At 69.1% G+C, this 15279-nt stretch carries 17 protein-coding genes and 1 pseudogene; 6 read left to right on the forward strand and 12 right to left on the reverse strand.

The features are described 5' to 3' along the window. Positions 1-185: 185 nt before the first annotated feature. From Ani05nite_RS30110 to Ani05nite_RS30135, 6 genes are all read left to right on the forward strand, one after another. A complete protein-coding gene (locus Ani05nite_RS30110) occupies positions 186-662 on the forward strand; it encodes a TadE/TadG family type IV pilus assembly protein (RefSeq protein WP_203774005.1) in 477 nt (158 codons plus the stop codon). Between the two features lie 65 nt (positions 663-727). Continuing rightward, the gene (locus tag Ani05nite_RS30115; RefSeq protein ID WP_239130768.1) at positions 728-1117 is read left to right on the forward strand and encodes a pilus assembly protein TadG-related protein; all 390 of its coding nucleotides are present in this window, start codon (positions 728-730) and stop codon (positions 1115-1117) included. A gap of 32 nt (positions 1118-1149) precedes the next feature. Continuing rightward, positions 1150-4029, forward strand: coding sequence for a BTAD domain-containing putative transcriptional regulator (locus Ani05nite_RS30120; RefSeq protein WP_203774009.1), 2880 nt, complete (start codon positions 1150-1152; stop codon positions 4027-4029). Next, positions 4026-4973: a DUF2637 domain-containing protein gene (locus tag Ani05nite_RS30125; RefSeq protein ID WP_203774011.1), complete on the forward strand. Its 948-nt coding sequence runs from the start codon at positions 4026-4028 to the stop codon at positions 4971-4973. The genes Ani05nite_RS30120 and Ani05nite_RS30125 overlap by 4 nt, the downstream gene beginning before the upstream one ends. Positions 4974-5160: 187 nt before the next feature. Further along, the gene (locus Ani05nite_RS30130; protein WP_239130758.1) at positions 5161-5463 is read left to right on the forward strand and encodes a hypothetical protein; all 303 of its coding nucleotides are present in this window, start codon (positions 5161-5163) and stop codon (positions 5461-5463) included. Between the two features lie 80 nt (positions 5464-5543). Then, positions 5544-5714, forward strand: coding sequence for a hypothetical protein (locus Ani05nite_RS30135; protein WP_203774013.1), 171 nt, complete (start codon positions 5544-5546; stop codon positions 5712-5714). A 369-nt stretch (positions 5715-6083) separates the two neighbouring features. On the opposite strand, the gene Ani05nite_RS30140 is transcribed toward Ani05nite_RS30135, so the two are convergent. The 12 genes and pseudogenes from Ani05nite_RS30140 to Ani05nite_RS30195 form a co-directional block, all read right to left on the reverse strand. Next, a complete protein-coding gene (locus Ani05nite_RS30140; RefSeq protein WP_203774015.1) occupies positions 6084-7646 on the reverse strand; it encodes a hypothetical protein in 1563 nt (520 codons plus the stop codon). Between the two features lie 361 nt (positions 7647-8007). After that, positions 8008-8652, reverse strand: a complete 645-nt coding sequence (locus tag Ani05nite_RS30145) for a hypothetical protein (RefSeq protein ID WP_377880244.1) — start codon at positions 8650-8652, stop codon at positions 8008-8010. A gap of 265 nt (positions 8653-8917) precedes the next feature. Then, entirely contained in the window at positions 8918-9289 is a 372-nt protein-coding gene (locus Ani05nite_RS30150) for a hypothetical protein (RefSeq protein WP_203774020.1), read from the reverse strand. Beyond that, positions 9286-9684: a hypothetical protein gene (locus tag Ani05nite_RS30155; protein WP_203774022.1), complete on the reverse strand. Its 399-nt coding sequence runs from the start codon at positions 9682-9684 to the stop codon at positions 9286-9288. The genes Ani05nite_RS30150 and Ani05nite_RS30155 overlap by 4 nt, the downstream gene beginning before the upstream one ends. A gap of 94 nt (positions 9685-9778) precedes the next feature. Continuing rightward, complete coding sequence (locus Ani05nite_RS30160; protein WP_203774024.1) at positions 9779-10207, reverse strand: hypothetical protein; 429 nt, start codon at positions 10205-10207, stop codon at positions 9779-9781. 14 nt (positions 10208-10221) lie between these two features. Beyond that, entirely contained in the window at positions 10222-10548 is a 327-nt protein-coding gene (locus Ani05nite_RS30165; protein WP_203774026.1) for a hypothetical protein, read from the reverse strand. Beyond that, positions 10545-11018 carry a hypothetical protein gene (locus Ani05nite_RS30170; RefSeq protein ID WP_203774028.1) on the reverse strand — a complete coding sequence of 158 codons (474 nt, stop codon included), beginning with the start codon at positions 11016-11018 and terminating at the stop codon, positions 10545-10547. Before Ani05nite_RS30170 ends, Ani05nite_RS30165 begins: the two co-directional genes overlap by 4 nt. Positions 11019-11093: 75 nt before the next feature. After that, positions 11094-11588, reverse strand: coding sequence for a hypothetical protein (locus tag Ani05nite_RS30175; RefSeq protein ID WP_203774030.1), 495 nt, complete (start codon positions 11586-11588; stop codon positions 11094-11096). Positions 11589-11836: 248 nt separating this feature from the next. Next, entirely contained in the window at positions 11837-12823 is a 987-nt protein-coding gene (locus Ani05nite_RS30180) for a DUF932 domain-containing protein (protein ID WP_203774032.1), read from the reverse strand. A gap of 174 nt (positions 12824-12997) precedes the next feature. Then, complete coding sequence (locus Ani05nite_RS41470; RefSeq protein ID WP_239130759.1) at positions 12998-13567, reverse strand: hypothetical protein; 570 nt, start codon at positions 13565-13567, stop codon at positions 12998-13000. Further along, positions 13564-14217: a hypothetical protein gene (locus Ani05nite_RS30190; RefSeq protein ID WP_203774034.1), complete on the reverse strand. Its 654-nt coding sequence runs from the start codon at positions 14215-14217 to the stop codon at positions 13564-13566. The genes Ani05nite_RS41470 and Ani05nite_RS30190 overlap by 4 nt, the downstream gene beginning before the upstream one ends. 85 nt (positions 14218-14302) lie before the next feature. Further along, a pseudogene (locus Ani05nite_RS30195) lies at positions 14303-15279 on the reverse strand (hypothetical protein); the annotation flags it as partial.

The following is a 15279-nucleotide window of genomic DNA, read 5'->3' on the forward strand; positions in this document are numbered from 1 at the left end:
CTTCAGCGAGACCAACGAAGCCACGAAGATACCCGGCAACCTTCAGGAATTTCAATGTCTCATCGGAATTTGGACCGAGGCAGTCGAGACGCTATGCACCAGGAAGAACACTCCTGTCAGCGAAGAACCCCGGAGAACGAACTCACGGGATGTCCTGCAGAAGATCTGGCGGCGGGAGGACCCTCATGACCGGCGAAACCGTGCCGAGTCGGCTCCGGGCCGGGCTGGCGGGCCGGTGGCGGCGAGTCACCGCTACCGGCGACGCCGGGTCCAGCACGGCAGAGGTGACCCTGCTGGCCCCGCTGCTCGTGGCTGTCCTGTTGTTCGTCGTGCTGTGCGGGCGGCTCGTCGCTGTGCAGCTCGATGTGGACGCCGCCGCCAGCGGCGCGGCCCGCACCGGCTCCATCGCCCGTACCGAATCGGCGGCCCGCGCCCAAGCCGAACGCGCGGCCCGCGACACTCTCGCCGGACGTGGATTGGCCTGCTCCAACGCCGCCGTGTCCGTGTCCACCGGTGGGTTACGTGCTGGCGGCGCGGTCACCGTGACTGTGTCGTGTCGGGTTCCGCTGGCGGATCTCGTATTGCTCGGGGTGCCCGGGAGCCGGGTGGTTTCGGCCACGGCGACCTCACCCATCGACCAATGGCGTGGAGGGCCAGCGTGAGAAACCTGATCGCCGTCGCGGTGCGATGGGTCCAGAGGCGCACCGGCGGAAGCGACTCCGGGCAGGTGACCCCCTTCGCCGTGATCCTCACCGTGGCGTTGTTCGCGGTGGCAGGGCTGGTCCTCGACGGCGGGCTAGCACTGTCGGCGAAGGTGCAGGCCCTCGATGTCGCCCAGGCCGCGGCGAGGGCCGGGGCCCAACAGCTCGATCTCGTGCGGTACCGCACCACCAACGTCGCCGTGCTCGACCCGGGCCGCGCCGCCTCAGCCGCCCGCGCCTGGCTGGCTACCGCCGGGGTGAGCGGTGACGCGAGCGCCACCACCGCGACGGTCACCGTGACCGTGCGCCGCACCAGCAACACCCAGCTCCTGCAACTCGTCGGCGTCGGACAGATTCACGTGTCCGCGTCTGCAACGGCGACCGCCGTGCAGGGCGTCACCGCACCCAACCCGTAACCGCGACGAACCTAGGAACGGAGCGCCCGACCATGCTGCGAGTCTTGGCCGCCGGAGGCCGGCTGTTGCGCGCCCTGGTCGCGTCGGCGACCCTCGTCGGGTTCCTCGTCGGGGTGCCATGGCTGCTCGTGCAGATCATCGGCTGGCCCTTCGGCTGGATCGGATGGGCACAACCCGGCACCCTGCCCGGCCTCGCCGACCTTTCCACAGCCCTCACCACCGCCTGGTACGACGACAAGATCCTCGCCCTGCTCGCCACCGTGGGCTGGTTCCTGTGGGCGCTGTTCTGCCGCGATGTGCTGGTGGAGGTCATCGAGGCGTCCGCCGTGGCCGCCGCCGCCCGCCGAGGACAGAGCCGCCCGCCGGTGCCGGGGCGCGGCCCGATCCGGTGGGTCGCTGCCGTCCTCGTCGGTGCCATCGTCGGCGCGGTCCTGTTCGACGCAATGCGCGGGATCGGTGCGGCACCGAGCGCCACCGCCGCCGTTGCTGACGCCGCCGCTCGCCGCCCCGCCGTCGCAGTCGCGGCGGCACCGCCCGCTGTCACCATCGTGACGACGCCCGCACATACCGGGCCACGCCCGGCGCTCACCGCTGCCTCGATCACCACGGCCACCGTCACCAGCACAGCGGCGCACGCGGCCGATGATGTGCCCGCGTGGGCGCGCAACGCGCCCGGCGGCGTGCACCGGGTCACCGCCGGGGACAACCTGTGGGATATCGCCGAGCATCGCCTCGGCGACCCGCACCGGTGGCGCGAGATCTACGTCCTCAACCGGGGGCATGAGCAGGCCAACGGCTACGCCTTGAGCGACCCCGACGAAATCCATATCGGATGGGTCCTCGCTCTACCCGCCCACGAGGGCGCCTCCCCGCATCCCGGTAAGGGACCGGCCGAACCCGCCGAACCGGCCCCGGCCGACACCGTCCCCGCGCCCGGTGGTTCGGCCGCCACCAGCCCGAGCCCTCCGGCCAGCCCGGCACCGGCCACGCCCGCGCCTTCATCCACGGTGACGGCGCCGGGCACGGCCGCGCCCACCGTGGACACCTCCGCCCCCAGCGAGCACACCGAGTCACACACCGAGCAGCAGGTGGGGATCACGTTGCCGTCGCAAGGCTGGATCAGCCTGGGGCTCGCCGCCACTATCGCGGCCGTGGCCGCGCTGCTGCGCCTACACCGGCGTCGCTTCGCTCGTCTGAGCTCACCGATTCCGGTCTGGACCGGCCCCGCACCGTCGCCCGTGCCGCCGGAGTTGGTTGTGGCCGATGCTGCCGGCCGCAGCGACCTCGAACCAGGCGTCGATCCCGAGTCCTTCGGAGACCGGCCTCGTCGTCGCGGTTCCCGACCCGTCACACCGGCCGTCGCCGCGCCGATCGGTGTCGACGCCGCCGGAGCCGAGGTCAGTCTGTTCGACCTGCCCGGCCCTGGACTGTCGCTTACCGGCCCCGGCGCCGAACCAACGGCGCGAGCCGTGCTCGCCAGCACCCTCGCCACCGGCGTGCTGGACGAGCCTGCCTCCCGCCCAGTCGTCGTGACCACCGTCAGCCTGCTCACCCGGCTGCTGCCCGAGGGCGTCGAGGCGACCGGGCTCGACCCGCACGGGGTCACCTACGACGGCGAACGGCTGCTCGTGCTGGCCGACACCGGCAACGCCGTCAGCCACGCCGAAGAGGAGATGATCGCCCGTCGGCGGATTCTGGACACCTTTGACCAGGACACGATCACCGCGTTGAACGCCCGCACTGACCACGCCGAGATTCAGCCGCCGTATGTCGTGCTACTCGACGCCGCCGACCGGTACGCGGGCCGCCTGGTCTCCGTCGCCGCCCACCAAAAGGCGCTACACCTATATGTCGTCGTCCTGGGCACCATCGACGGCATCGCCGCCGCAACTGTCGCCCCGGACGGCACCGCCACCGAGGTTCTCGCCGGTGGACGGCTGGCTACCCTCGCCCCGCCGGACCTGGCGCAACTACTCGCCATGATCAGCGATGCCGCCGCCCGCCCTGAGCCCGGCACCGACGTCGAGGTATCCACCGAGCCCGCCGTCACCGATGACACCGTCGGTGACGGTAAGACTGACGACGAGCCGCCCGCGGCGGTCCTCGATCCCGTACCCGACCTCCCGGCCTCCACCGGAGACGCTACGCCGTTGGCACGGCTGTCGGTGCTCGGCCCGGTCACCGTCACGACCGACAACGGGCCGATCACCACGGGCCTGCGCAGCGGCTCCTATGCCGTGCTCGCCGTGCTTGCCGCGCACCCGCATGGGCGGACTCTCGATGAGATCGCCGCCGACGTGCACCCTGGTACCGACCCGGTCGCCGCGATCAAGCGCCTGCGTACCGACATCACCACCATCCGCCGTGTGGTGCGCGCCGCAAGCGGCGCGAGCGAAGCGATGTTCATCCTGTACAACGGCGCCACCGGCCGCTACCGGATCGACCCCGACGCCGTCGAGGTAGACCTGTGGCGGATGCTCACCGCGATCGGCCGCGCCAACACAAGCTCCGTTGACACCGATGCGCTGGCCGCCTTGCGCGAAGCCGCCGACCTGTACGGCGGGGACTTCGCCGAAGGCCAGGACCAATCCTGGGTCACCGACTACGCCACCACGTCACGGCTGCAGATCCTCAATGTTTACGCCCGCATCGCTGAGCTTCTCGAAACGGATCAGCCGGACGCGGCTATCGCATCTCTTGAGCAAGCCTTGCGCCATGACCCTCTCAACGAGGAGATCTACCAGCGGATCATGCGCATCCAAGGACGTCTGAGCCGACTGGACGCTGTGCGGCGGACCATCCGCCGTCTGGAGGATCAACTGGCCGAACTCGGCGGTGCCGAACCGTCCGAGGCGACGCGGCGCGTTGCCGCCCGGCAGCTACAGATGGCCACCAGCGGAGTCCGCCCATGACATTTCACCGCAACCGTCTGCAATGGGCCGTGCGGGCGGTCCTCGCCCTCGGTGTCGCCGCCTCGGTCACTGCTAACGTCCTGCACGCCCGCGACAACCTGATCTCGCAGGCCATCGCGGCGTGGCCGCCGCTGGCCTTGCTCGTCACCGTCGAGTTGGTCTCCCGCATCCCCGTCTATCGCAGGGCTCTCGGTGTGGTCCGCATCCTCGCCACGACAGCTATCGCCGGGATCGCTGCCTGGGTCAGCTATCACCACATGGTCGCGGTGGTGGCTCGCTACGGCGAGACGGGCACCGTGCCGTACCTGTTGCCGCTGTCGGTCGACGGGCTGATCATCGTCGCGTCCATCTGCCTGGTCGAACTCTCCGGGCGCCGCGACGAGACGTCTGGTCCGAGCCGGGCCGCGCAGACCGCAGCCAAGCCGCTACCGGCACCCGCCGCTGAGGCGCCCCCCACGGCCCCGAGACCACGCGCGACACCCGGCATCACGCTTGCACCCGTGAGCCGAGACGGCGGCCCGCCGGCCCCTGACTCGTGGGCTCTACTTGCGGCCGGCCCCGGTCCGGACCAGCCAGGTATCGATGTGCACCCCGACCAACGGTCCATCACCGACCCCGCACCCCAGGACCAGTCCGCGCCCGCACCGGACCAACAAGGCGACGATGACCAGGATGAAGACGGCGACGAGGTTGCGGACGGCGACGAGGACGAATCCCAGGACGACGTCGACCTCGCCCCGGACCTGGTGCCGCTGCTGCCTGCCGCCCGCACCGCCCGCGACGAGCTGATCCGGGAAGGCCGCACGGTCAGCCGTGACGCCCTCGCCCAACGATTGCGCCGTAATGGCCATGCCATCCGTAACACCCGCGTGTCCGAGCTGCTCAGCGCGCTGCGCCGGGAAGAGCCCTCGCCCGACGGCGTACGCCCGACAGTGTCAGCGTGACACCCGCACCGGCCTGCATCCGCTGTTTGACCGACTCCAGGAGACCGCCCATGGACGAGTTCACCCCGGCCAGCGACGCTGCTCTCCGGCTGCCACGTCCGGCGCATTGCCCGCCGTGGTGCACCGATTGCTGTCACGACGACCTCGACCCGCCGGCACGGTGCTGCACCGTAGCCCGCCCTCGACAGTGCCGGTCTACGACCAGGAGTGTGAGCTGGTCGCCGCGCATGTGCGGGCCGTGTTCTGGGACAAGGCACCGGACTGGATCGGCACCGATCCGGCCGACCTGGAACGCCCGCACGTCGAGGTCACCGTGGCCGACGGCGCCGACGTGCAGCTGTACCTCGCCCCCGGACAGGCTCGCAGCTTCGCCGCCGCCCTCGTGCGCGCCGCCGACGCCGCCGAGACCGAAGCCTCCTACCGCACGCCGATATCGCTTGGCGCCGCCTCGCATGCCGCGTCCGCCAGTGCGCCCGGCCGGTCGGCTTGATGGCTCAACGCCGGTCGGCATGGATGGGGTGTGGTGCCCGATCCCCGGGCACCGATCCGTGATGACCAGGAGGCATCGAGATGGAACCGTCCGAACCCACCACCCACACCATCGAGGTCGATGAGCGGGTGTACGACGTGCTCGCCCGCACCGCCGCCACCAGGGACACCGACATCAACGGCGCCCTGCGCTACCTGATCGAGGCCCCGGCGGTACCAGGCGCGCCGACCACGGACGACGACGAGGAGTGAGCTGACACGCGAGGGCGCCGCCGGACGAAGACTCGGCGGCGCCCTCGCATGCTCTCGACGGCCTACCATCTGCTAACTCAACTGCCCCCACCAGGCGACCACGGCGGTCGCTCTAAATGCGGCACGAGAGTGATACCCGCCCATCTCACTCCAGGAGGGCCTGCCTGCCAATACGGAGAGGACTGGACTGCCAATACGCGGAGCCGCCGCTTCTCATATGCCACAGATGTTGGTACGAAGCGGGTGAGATCTAACCGGAACAGCGCGTTCCGTCGGTGGATAGTGCTTCTTGGTCGAGAGCGCTTGAGCGCTGGGCCAAGTCGCTCGCGTTACAGCCTGGCGGGATCGGTGAGTGCCATCGGCGCAGTGTTACTGCGCCTCGCCGATTGATCGGTCAACGTCAGCTGAGTCATAAAGCCACTTCCGCCACGCGTTCCTATTGCGTGGAATCTCCTTCAGGGCGGTTCCGTCCGCCGTGAATCTGCATGGAAGCAAGAAAGGTCGTTCGTCGGCTTGCACTGAGCTAATCCTTCTCTGGATACCAGCACGGCTGAAATGATTAAGATGAAGGATGAGCATGTCGATCTCATCTGCAACTACAGTGTTTGCCTTCTGTATCTGATGCCTGAGAATAAGGTAATCGCGTAGGTCTGCGCTATCGCGGATACTTTGCATTACTATAAGCAGCTGATGGAGCGGAATGATTGCCAGGTAAGGCCGTATGCCATCGACTTCTCGCAGTGCATCACTATTCCAAACTGCGGCACCATACGGATGGAGCGGGATCCCGAGTGCCGCAGTCAGGGAACTCGAAATGCCGCTTAGGGGTCGTCCAGCTGAATGAATTCGGACACCCTGCCGGGCCGCATCAACCCGCTTCACTAGCTGCTTGACAGCCTTCTTGATTTGATCTTCAAAGGCGTTCGTTATAGTGTCGCTGCCCGAGGTGAAGAAGTAGGCTTTACATTCACCAATAAGTAGCATGTCATCCTTCGAGCTGAAGGCTAGGTCTATTTCCCCCTCGTCGCGTGAATTTGGAATCGGAATATTAAGCGGCGGCGGTAGCTCGGTGAAGTCGTTCGGCATTACTGCTTTGATGCAGCGCGACGTCACCCGCTCGAAGAGGTCGCCGCGAGCCTTCTCATCTGCCAGTTCTCTGCGGGAATACTCGAAGAAGGCTTGTTCCAGGCTCATCAAGGAGTCTCTGAGTGCTAATGGCGCAGGGCCAGCTGGGAATCTTACAAAGGGGTGCTTCTCGATTGTTGTACTGAGGGCAAGGTTGGCGAAGGGTGTGCCACTCAACGCGCCTGCCTGGATGCAGAAATGGTCGAGCAGGCCGGCCGCAGCAGGCGAAAGCTTCGAGAGAGGCCGCACGGGGCTGAGGCGGTATGAGGTCCCCCGCAGGGTAGTGAAGAGTTCCTGAACTATGGGTCGCGTCATACCGGCTAGCTTTTTATAGCGTTTAGGATTCTCGGCAATTTCGTCTGCGGCTTGACTCAAGATCAGTTCCGAAACCCAACTGAAGTGAACATCGGTCGAGGATAGGCGACGGAGCCGCTCTGATCCTCCGTTGAGCGCTACTCCAATGGGCACACCCTCCTGTATCTCGATTAGAGTTTGCATACAGTATTCCGCTGCAAACCACCCTACGGCAGCGTCGAAGTATTCGACGGCGAATCTGCGCTCTGTGCTCATGCCGGATGCGGCAGCGCCAAAAATCCAGAGGAAGCGATTAAATCCCAACGTTGCGAAGGCGCGCACCGGCTTAGTTGCACGGAGTGCCCTTAGCATGACTTGCTCATCAAGCAGTAGCTTTGGTGAGGCGTTCTTGAGAGCTTCGTCAGCTCTCTTGGAGGATTTATCCGCAAAGTGGAGGAGACGGTTTCGAAGCGCGCCTACCGCAGTGGTGCTTCCTGGCAGCGACGAAATCACATTATAGAATCGATTCTTCAAATCTACCGGGAGTGCGGTGTCAATAATATCTAAAAACATCTGACGTCCTTAGGTGAAACAGTGACACCTGACAGCTTCCGGTATATCGATCAAATTCTATACCGCCGGGATAGGCATCGGCCCGCTGCGGTGAGTCAGTATATGCCGTTTGCGAGGTATGCCTGAACGGCGCTGACGTGCTCTCCTCGGCAATTGAGCGTGCTGGCCGGAGAGGTGGCGTGCGTGCCTGGCAGCGCCTGTCTGTAACCGAGGGCTGTCCGTCGTGTCATGCGGGAGTGGGCCGATTACAGCCCGGGTAGGGCGGCATCGGTCTGTCAGGACCACTTCGCGTGCTTCGGGGCTAGCTCGGTTGGTCTGACTCGGCGACGGTGAGCAGCCGTTGCGCGGTCCGCTGCGAGGTGCCCAGGCGGCGGGCCAGCTCGACGCCGAGGCCGCGTCGGTCCCGTCCGGCCTCGCGCGCCTCGGCCAGCAGCTCGGCGGCGGTCTGAAGGCGCGGGTCATCGGCGTACGGGTGCGGTTTCCGGACGCTGTTGGTGGTGCCGGGGGTGCGGCCGGTGGATTGGCGGCCGGTACGGGCGTCGGCGATGGCCCACACGGTGCGCCGGTACCAGCGACGCCGCAGCCTGCCGTCGGACAGGATCTCGATGTCGTCGGGCTGGTCGCGGAGTTGGTCGGGCAGGTTGCGGTACGAGCCGTAGCGCAGGATCTTTGCGGCTTCGCCGGAGCCGACGAGTTCGTCCGGGTCGCCGCTGCGGTCGATGGTGGTCAGCTCGGCGAGTTTTGCCTTCTGGTGGGCGGTGTGGAAGGCGGTGATCTGGTCGAGCCAGAACCACTCGCGGCCGGAGTCGTCGGTGAAGCCGTCGGGGAAGCCGGTGGTGGCGCGGTTGCGGTGCCAGAGATTGACGGTGCGTCGGGCCGCACTGGTGTGCGCGGCGACTCCGGCACGGTCGACGGCAACCCGGCCGCCGAAGGTGTGTCTGCCCACGATGACCATCCTCCCTGCCGCTGATGCTCCTCGAGGCGACGCGTTCGGCGGGCCGCCTCGGGTGCTGCGGCTCGCTAGGATCGGCGATACGCCCGCGCAGGGAAGATACGGGCTCATGCGGGCCGTTGGTGGCCCGGTGCGGGCGAGGCGGCCGGTGGGGTTTCGCCACACCCCTAGCGGGTGTGTCCCACCGGCCACCGCTACCCAACGCCCGGCCCGGCACCGTGCGGGCCGCGCGCAGCTCCTGTGCATGGCGCTTGCGGCGTCAGGAGTCCGGGCGAAGGACCCGCCATGCGAACGACGCCATGACCTCGATCGGCAACGAGGCGATCTTGACCTGCGTCTTCGGGGTGGCGGCGTCGTAAACGGTGAGGATCGCGTTCGCGGTGGTGGCGTCCACGACCACGCCGCCGATCTTGCGACTGTGCCCGGCCTTCGCCTCGCGCAACATGTCGATGACGTGCGGGTCGGCGGTGGTGGCGTCGTCGGGGATGGCCTCGGTTGCGGCGGCGTCCGGGCAGTCGGGGCAGGTGATCAGGTGCGGCTCGTCGGTGACCCGGGTGCCGGGTCCGTCGTCGGTGCCGCAGACGGCTCCGGGGTGGCGGGCGGAGCGTCCGTGGGTCCAGCGGGCGGTCATGGCGTCACCTGCTCGGTGTCGGCCGGCGCGTCGAGGTTGGCCGGGTCGAGTTTGACGCCGAGGTGGGTGGCGACGGTGCCGTGGATGGCCAGCAAGAGGCCGAGGATGTCGGTGTTGATCCGTTCGTCGTAGTCGTGGGCGATGCGGCACGCGTCGCGTAGCGCCCGGCAGGTGTCGGTGAACGCGGCGACGAGGGCCGCGTGATCGTCGGTGCGAGTGCACGCGACAACCTCGGCCGGGGTGTAGGTGCGCTCTTCGCCGGTCGGGAAGCGCAGACGAAGGTGGCGGATGTGGGTGGTGTGCGGGGTCGAGTACGTGACGTCGATGACGGTGCCGAGGCGGTACTCGATGCCGTCGCGAGGCTGGCGTACCCGGGCGGTGTCGTTGAGGTCCATGAAAGTTCTCCGTAGATGAGTGCGAGGGCAGGCCGGGGGCCGAGACCACCGGGTGAGCGGTAGCCGGTGCTGGTGGTCTCGGCCCGGGGAGCGGTCAGTCGGCGGGCGTGGCGGCCGGGGACAGGGTGTCGACCGGGCCGCCGAGGTAGGTGTTCGCGGCGGCGGTGAGCGCGTCGAACACCTCGCCCAGGGCGTGGTGGAGCAGGTCGTGGTCCCGGGCGGCGGTGATGGCGTGATCGAAGATGGTGCGGATCGCGCCGAGGTCGGTCCGCACGATCTCGGCCTGCGCGGTGAAGGGCACCACGGTCAGCTCGTCGCGGAAGTGCCAGTCGGTGATGCCGTCGCGGAACCGCACGCGGTACCGGTCCCCGTGGGGGATGCTCGGGCGGCGCAGGATGTCGATGACGACGCCGGGGTGTTCCTGGTGGTCTTCGAGGACGAACCTCACGCGGACCAGGTCACGCAGTCGTGGCTCCGGGCCGGTCGGTGTGAAGGCGCCGGGCTCGGCGGTGGTGTCGGTCATGGCGGGGGTGCTCCTTACCGGGTGGGGTGGTCGTGTTCGCCGAGCCCGTTGACCTCGAACGCGATGATCCGGTCGTTGGTCTCGGTGGTGTCGGCGTGCAGGTAGAAGTCGTGCTGGCGGCGCAGGGCGCCGATGGAGACGCCGTGCAGATCGAGGACGATGTAGTCGGTGGCGGCGCCGGTGTCCCGGTTGATCGGGTAAACGCGCAGGTGCAGGTTGCGCAGGACATCGGCGATGACTGGGTCGAGGTCGCTAATCAGGGCGAGGGCGCCGAGGAGCTGGTGGGCGCTGAGGGTGTGCTGGCCGCCGTCACCGAGGGCGTCCAAGGGGTCGGGGGTCATGACCGGCTCCGGTTCTCGCTCGGGGCGCCGGCCGCGGTCGACTCCGCGTGGAGGTCAGTGGCCGGGAAGGCAGGCAGGATCGGGGTGAGGGTGCCGCCGGTCTGCTCGTCGGCGAGAGCGCCGCAGGCGACGAGTGCGGTTCCGGCGGCGATGGCCTGCGCCGGGGTGTAACGCACGCGCACGCTGCGGCTGTGATCGGTCAGCACCGCCCGTACCTCGACGGTGCCGGTCTGCCAGGTGCAGACGGGCAGGCGCTCGTCGGGCACGGCCCGCATGGTGGTGCGGGTCAGCTCGTCGTATGCGGTCATGAGCTGCGTGTGGTAGGTGGTGTAGGCGAGTTCGTACTCCGCGATCTTGCTGGCGAGGAAGCCGTCTTCGTCGTCGACGAGGCATTCCAGGAGGGCGCGGTGACGTTCAGCGGCGCCGCGTGCGGCGGCGTATGCCTGTACGAGGGTCAAAAGGTGTTCCACAGTGAGATCCCTTCGCGGGAGAGGTTGTGATGCGGTGTGGGCCGCGCGGCCGGTGACCGGCCGCGCGGTGGCGGGTCATCGCGGGTCGGTCGGGCCGGGGATCACCGGCGGCGGGCCGGGGTGGGTGCTGGTGAAGGGCACCGCCTCGGTGATGGCCGGCAGAGCGGCGTCGACCTTCGCGCCGACGCGGTCGAGGGCTACCGCGCCGAGGGCGGTGAGGTGCGCGCCGATGGTGAGGGCCTGCGCGCCGGTGAACGCGATGACCAGCGGTCGGGCGGTGGTGTCGCGGGCGTGGACCTCGATGTGTCCGCCGTTGGTCGCGCGGACCGGCAGGAACGGCTCGGGGCGGGCGTCGCCGGGCAGTGCCTCGCGGACGGTCGCGGCGAGGGACTGGTATCCGGCCTGAACGGCCTGTTCCCAGTACTCGGCCTGGGCGACGAGGTGTTTCGCTTCGTTGTCGGTGGCGGCGTGCCCGGCGAGGACACGGTTGACCTCGCCTTTGGCGTAGGCGTCGCACAGTTGCCAGATCGCGGCGAGCATCGCCTCGGCGGTGGTGGTGGTGGGGTTCACGGCAGGTGCCTCCATCGCGGTGGAGCCGGATGTGGAGTCGTCGGGTGCAGGCGCCGCTGGCGCCGGTGCGGCCGGGCGCAGGCGCGGCGGCGAGGTGCGGGCCGGGTAAGCGGCGGGCGGGCCGGGCGGGCGGCGTGGACCGGTGGGCTGCGGCGGGCGAATCACGGGCCGCGCCGGGCGAGCGGTCGTGGTGCCCGCCGGGGCCGCCGCCCGCCGGTGGCGGTGGCGGCCCCGGTACCGGGTGCGCATCAGACAGCGAACAGCTCGAATGCGCGGGCCTTGAGGTCCGCGCCTTTGCCGGTCAGTGCCCGCGTCGCGCGTACCGTGTCGCTGGTCGCGGGGGCGAAGTGGTCGAGGTATTCGGTGACGGCCTGGTATCCGGCCCACCGGGTGCCCTTGATCGCCTTCTGCGTGTCCGCGTCCCGGATCAGGTAGCGCAGCGAGTTGGTGCGCTGCTTCGCGTTGTTCTTCGCGATGTCGGAGGCGTCGTCGGCCAGGGGCCAGAGCTGCGCGGTGATCTTCTCGAACTCGCCCATGGTCAGCGACTCGTTGATCATCTTCTCGGCTTCGGTCTCGAACGCGGCGAAGTGCTTCCACACCAGACCGAGGGCCTGACGGGCCTCACCGATCTTCGCGGTGATCGTGGGGGCGTGCCGGAACACGTACGAGCCGAGCGACCGCTCGTAGGCCATGCGCTGCGTGTTCGCGCACACGATCCGTACCGGGGTCGCGTCCAGGCGCAGCGAGGCGGTGCCGTCATGGCTCGTCGTCGCGGCCAGATAGAGATCCATCCGGTCAACCCCGGCGATCTCCATCGCCTTCGGCAGCTTCATCGTGACGAAGACACTCTTGCCCTTACGCATCGAGCCGGCCGTCTCGAAGTGCGCACCGGACTCGTCCACGAGCAGGTTCAAAAGCTCCGCGACCTGCTCGTTCTGCACGGTCGTATAGTCCTCACCCACCACGCCGAGATACTCGGTCGCGCCGGTGGCGGGGTTGGTCCGCACGGTCATGAACTTGTCCGGGCAGTCGACCTTCGTGACACCGGCGTCGGTGACCTCGATGCCCTGAAGGGCGATCTTGCGGACCTCCCAGCCGCCGAGCCACGCCCTGCTCATGACCTCTTGTGCGGTCATGCACTCGTCGGTGATCTGGCCGAGCTGATGCCACGCCGACTTGCGGGCGGAGGCGAAGGCGGTCTGTCCGTTGGCCAGGGTTTCGAGTTCGTGTGCCATGACTGGCGTGTCCTTTCATGCGGGGTTGGTTGGTGGTGGTGGCGATGCCGGGGTTTCGCGGCCCGGCATCGCCGTCATAGGTAATGTTGCCTACCTCCACGGGCCGATCAAGGCGATCGGCTGGAGTCGATCGAGGTTTCTGGCGGCAATCTGACGGCCGCCATCACCGCCGTGTCACCCGGTGGCCGGGCGGGGGCGTAGCCGCCCGTCCGGGCCGTACACATAGGAATGCACGGTGCGGAACGGGGCCGGTAGGTACACCGTCAACCCGTGTTCCGGGACGAACATGGTCCGGTAGGACCGGGTGATACCCAGCGTCCACCCGTCGGGTTTGGTCCCGTGCGACCCCGGCGGCATGATCCCCGCGCTCGGCCGGTCAGCGCGGGCGCGGCGGTGCCGGGCGAGGGCGATGTGAGGGCACAACGTCAGAGCAGCCTTCATGCACTCGGGATGGCCCGGTGGGTCAGTGAAGCGGCGCAACTCGACTGCGCGGGGCGTGCCCAGAAACGCCACCCAATACTCCATCGACTCGCCGCACAACGAGCACACGCGGCCGGCGGCGAGCCGCGTCGAGATCGTGGTGTTGAGGGTGGTGAAGTCGACATACGTGCCGGGGCCGCCGTGCGGGTCGGGGTGCTCGTTGACCGGCGGGATCGGCAGGCCGCGCCGTACGTCGCGGGGACGTGCGGCCAGCGAGGCGGGCAGGTCACCGGGCACGTCGGGCGGGGTGGGCGGCCGGGTCATGCCGTGCCGCCGGTCGCGTCGCGGCGCACGTCGGTGATGACCAGTTGCGGGTGCTCGGCGCGCAACACCGCCCGCGCGGTGTCCCATTGCGCCGGGGTCATCGCCGAGGCGATGGTGTCGAGGTTGGCGGCCTGCATCACCGTGCGCTGAATTCCGGCCGCGTCGGGGTTGTCGAACACCGCGACCATGTCACCGCCCGCGACCACGTACACGCGGGCCGCGCCGGAGGCGTCCGGCGGCACGCTCAGCCGGGCGGTACGGCGGTGCTCGGTCAGCCATCGGCCGATGACCTCTGCCGGGTCACCGTCGGCGAGGTCGGTGTCGTAGCCTTCACCGTCGAGCCACGACAGGTGATCCTCGACGGTCCAGTCCGGGTGAATGAGCCAACTCTGCCGTACGGCCTGCCACATGGTCAGCCGCGCCGGGGCGCCGACCGGGGACGCGGGTTGTGAGCCGTACGGGCCGGGCACCGGGCACAGTGCCGTCCCGTCCGCGTGCGACGCGGCAGGCCGCGCCAGGAACGCGGCGAGGGGCCATTCGCGCGGCGGCACGAGGCGGGCCGGTTCCCCGCATTCGGGGCAGCGCAGCGACCCTGATTCGGTCGGGGTGGTGTCGGTGTCCGGGCCGGTGTGTTCGTGCGGGGTGGTCATCGCGGGTTGTCCTTTCCGGTGCTGGTAACGGGGGTATGCGGGTGCCGGGGCCGGGCGTGGTGCCCGGCCCCGGCGGGGTGGTGTGTCAGGCCGCGATCGGCGCGGCGGCGGCCTCGTCGTCGGCCGTGGTCGCGCCGGTGGCGGCGGCCTCGTCGGTGGTGGCGGCGGTCGTGTCCGCGCCCACCTCGGCCGTGCCGTCGCTGGTGGCGTTGTCGGTGCTGGCCGCGTCACCGTCGGCGGGCGCGGCGGCCTTGTCGGTGGTGGTGGTGGCGGCGGTCGTGTCCGTGCCCGCGTCGGCCGTGTCGTCGCCGGTGGTGTTGTCGGTGCTGGCCGCGTCGGTGTCGGCGGGCGCGGCGGTGGCGGGCTCGTCGTCGGTCAGCGGCCGGGTCATGAAGGCCACGACCTCGGCGGTCGGCGCGGGGGCGGTCTCCGCGAGGGCGTACTTCACCGGCGCCTCGCTGGTCATGACCAGCACACCCGGCTCGGTCAGCCGCGCCATGCTGTTAGCGACCGCGCCGGAGCTCCGCCCGCCCAACTCACGGGCCACGGTGCCGGGGGTCACGTCGTGACCGGTGCCGAGGTCGCGCATGAACGCCTCGACCTGATTGCGCAGCCCGTTCTTCGCCAGCTTCGCCGACCCGTCGGTGTTGATCTCACCGGTGGTGCGGCCGGTGCCGGTGGTGGCGGCGGCGCGGCGGGCCGAGGGGCGGCGGATCTTGCGGGTGTGCCCGCACGTCGGGCAGGTGGTGTGGGTCGGGGCGTTGGCCGGGTCCACCTTCGTCAGATCGGCGTCCGCGACCGGCACCCACAACTCGGTGCCGTCTGCCTCGGTGGGCAGGCGACGCGCGGCCCCGGTGACCTCCATCGCGGCGAGGATCGTGTCGCCCATCGCGACCGACAGGCCGCTCTCGTTGATCGCCGCGTCTGCCGTGATGCCGTCGGGGTGTCCGCCCAACACACCGGCCATGATCAGCACCTTCAGGTCCGGCTGACGCGGCCCGACCGGCGCACCGGACACCGGAGCCGCCGCCGCGTCAGCCGCCTCCGCGTCAGCCGGGGTCT

Source organism: Actinoplanes nipponensis (assembly GCF_016862275.1).
In the GTDB taxonomy this organism is placed as follows: domain Bacteria; phylum Actinomycetota; class Actinomycetes; order Mycobacteriales; family Micromonosporaceae; genus Actinoplanes; species Actinoplanes nipponensis.

Coding starts and splice junctions, on each gene's coding strand:
- Ani05nite_RS30110 (WP_203774005.1), top strand. CDS start 186: ATGACCGGCGAAACCGTGCCGAGTCGGCTCCGGGCCGGGCTGGCGGGC.
- Ani05nite_RS30120 (WP_203774009.1), top strand. CDS start 1,150: ATGCTGCGAGTCTTGGCCGCCGGAGGCCGGCTGTTGCGCGCCCTGGTC.
- Ani05nite_RS30125 (WP_203774011.1), top strand. CDS start 4,026: ATGACATTTCACCGCAACCGTCTGCAATGGGCCGTGCGGGCGGTCCTC.
- Ani05nite_RS30135 (WP_203774013.1), top strand. CDS start 5,544: ATGGAACCGTCCGAACCCACCACCCACACCATCGAGGTCGATGAGCGG.
- Ani05nite_RS30150 (WP_203774020.1), bottom strand. CDS start 9,289: ATGACCGCCCGCTGGACCCACGGACGCTCCGCCCGCCACCCCGGAGCC.
- Ani05nite_RS30155 (WP_203774022.1), bottom strand. CDS start 9,684: ATGGACCTCAACGACACCGCCCGGGTACGCCAGCCTCGCGACGGCATC.
- Ani05nite_RS30160 (WP_203774024.1), bottom strand. CDS start 10,207: ATGACCGACACCACCGCCGAGCCCGGCGCCTTCACACCGACCGGCCCG.
- Ani05nite_RS30165 (WP_203774026.1), bottom strand. CDS start 10,548: ATGACCCCCGACCCCTTGGACGCCCTCGGTGACGGCGGCCAGCACACC.
- Ani05nite_RS30180 (WP_203774032.1), bottom strand. CDS start 12,823: ATGGCACACGAACTCGAAACCCTGGCCAACGGACAGACCGCCTTCGCC.
- Ani05nite_RS41470 (WP_239130759.1), bottom strand. CDS start 13,567: ATGACCCGGCCGCCCACCCCGCCCGACGTGCCCGGTGACCTGCCCGCC.
- Ani05nite_RS30190 (WP_203774034.1), bottom strand. CDS start 14,217: ATGACCACCCCGCACGAACACACCGGCCCGGACACCGACACCACCCCG.